The following is a 1,705-nucleotide window of genomic DNA, read 5'->3' on the forward strand; positions in this document are numbered from 1 at the left end:
GCCCCGGGGGCGCCGTGCCCCCGGGGCAGGGTCGCCCGGACGTGCCCGCCCGGCAGGTGAGCACTCCCGACCCCGCCAGCAGCCGTTCGACGCCCTCCGGCGGGCCCGCAGGTGCGGAGGCGCCTGCCGGGGCCGGACAGGCCGTCACCCCGTCAACCGCCGGGAGCGGCCAGGATCGGGCCGGGACGGGACCGTCCGCCGGTAGCGTGGACCAGCCGGCGTCCGGAAGTGGACAGCCGGCCGGTGCGCCCGGTCAAGCCGGTGCGGGGGCGGGACAGTTCGTCGCGGGTACCGATCGGGCGGCGGCCGCCGGTCAGGGCGGGGCCGGTTCCGGTCAGCCCGCCGGAGGACAGCCCGCCGGGGGAGCCGGGCGCGGAGACACCGGCACCGGTGGCGCCGCGGGCGCCGGCGAGTCGGCGGGGCGTGAGGAGGCCGGCGGGCGGCCTGAATCCGCGTCCGCCTGGCAGGCGGACGCCAACCGGCAGAGCGGCTTCGGCGGCGAGCAGGACCAGCGGGTCTCCTGGGGCCAGCCGGCCCCCGCTCCGGCACCCGCGCCCGCTCCCGCCCCGGCCCCGGAGCACACCACCCAGTTGCGTCGTTCGGACATCATGAACGCCCGCCGCGCGGCACGTTCGAGCGGCGGAGGCGCCGCGGCCCCGGGCTTCGGCCAGCCGCAGACCGGCGCCCCGCAGACCGGCGCCCCGCAAGCCCAGCCGCAGGCGCAGCCACCGGCCCACCCGCAGGGGGCGCCCGGGGCGCAGCCCGGTGCCCACGCGCAGCCCGGCGTGCCCGCCGTCGGTGGCGGGGCCGCCGCACCACACCTCCCCGCACAGGGCGGCCCGGCGTCCGCGGGCCGTTCCGAGGGGACGCCCGGCTGGGCCCAGCAGGTCAGGGACCTGGCGCAGGCACCGGGCGCCGGCGCCGGCGCGCCCCAGGGCGGGCCCGGCGACGGGCCGACGCCGTGGCGGCCGCCGGTCAGCGACCCGTTCCTGCAGGCGGCGCAGAACCAGGCCCGTCCGGCCGGTCTCGGCAGGCGCCTGGCGGCCCGGCTGCTGGACTCGCTGGTGACGGGCGCGGTCGGCGCGGCTGTCGCGTTGCCCTTCCTGCCGAAGGCCGTCGACCACGTGAAGGAGAAGATCGAAGCGGCCGAACACGCCGGTGTCACCACACAGGTGTGGCTGCTGGACGGCACAACCGGCGGCTACCTCGCGATGGTGGTCGGCGCGATGCTGGTGTTCGGGCTGCTCTACGAGGCGTTGCCGAACGCGCGTTGGGGCCGCACCCTGGGCAAGAAGCTGTTCGGACTGCGGGTGTTGAGCCTGGGGGAGCAGGAGCCGCCGGGCTACGGACGTGCGGTGGTGCGCTGGCTGGTGCAGGGCGGCTCGGCGGTGCTGCTGGTCGGTGTGGTGAACCTCGCCTGGGCGCTGTTCGACAAGCCCTGGCGGCAGTGCCTGCACGACAAGGCCGCCGGCACGTTCACCGCGCAGGGCGGCGACGGAGGTGAACTCCGCCTCGGCGGCTGACCCGAGCCCGAGCCCGAGCCCGAGCCCGGGCGCGGGCCGGGGACGCGGACCCGGAGCCGGCTCGCGGTAGGGCCAGGTGGGGGGCTCGGGTCCCCCGGGTGGGTCTGTGGGGCTGCGAGGGGTGGCGCGTCGGGTTCCACTCGGCGCATGAGCACCGACCAGCCGCCGCCCGGCGCCTCAGG

Annotated in this window: 1 protein-coding gene; it reads left to right on the forward strand. The window is 78.7% G+C overall.

Annotated features, from left to right (window positions below; genetic code table 11):
• Positions 1-206: 206 nt before the first annotated feature.
• Complete coding sequence (locus GL263_RS26055; protein WP_182858191.1) at positions 207-1,523, forward strand: RDD family protein; 1,317 nt, start codon at positions 207-209, stop codon at positions 1,521-1,523.
• The last annotated feature ends 182 nt before the right edge of the window (positions 1,524-1,705 follow it).

Origin of the sequence: Streptomyces durbertensis, assembly GCF_014156695.1 — a bacterium.
GTDB classification, from domain to species: Bacteria; Actinomycetota; Actinomycetes; order Streptomycetales; family Streptomycetaceae; genus Streptomyces; species Streptomyces durbertensis.